Genomic DNA, 399 nt, shown 5'->3' on the forward strand with positions numbered 1-399 from the left:
ATGATATTGAAGATTTTTTCATAACAGCTGAGTATCAGGGTAAAAAAGGACTTTTCTCTTTTGATAAAGAAAAAAGAAATTTCGTAAGTGATGCGAGAATAACAATTAGAGATAATGAATTTGAAAAACAATATTCTGAGATCACACAGGAAGCAAGTTTTAGCAGATCTAAGAATGAGGTTAAGGGCGAAGATGATCATAAATTTCGGTTTTATGACTTCAATTATGAATTTGATGCCATTACTCTATTACCAATGGAATATGATGATATTATTTTCAGAGATGAATTAATCATTTTTTACAAAGACATAAAACACGGAGTTTATCAACTCAGCAAAGAGCCGAAGTACAAAAAAATGGGAATCCGAAAAGATAACTTTTTGGAGATAACAAACGAAA

General features: G+C 30.1%; 1 protein-coding gene. It reads left to right on the forward strand.

All coding sequences use genetic code 11. The features are described from left to right. Nucleotides 1–399 (forward strand): hypothetical protein (locus SB679_RS23190; RefSeq protein ID WP_410704643.1); only part of this gene is annotated, 399 nt, incomplete at both ends.

It is taken from the genome of Chryseobacterium sp. SIMBA_029, assembly GCF_046535275.1.
Lineage (GTDB): Bacteria > Bacteroidota > Bacteroidia > Flavobacteriales > Weeksellaceae > Chryseobacterium.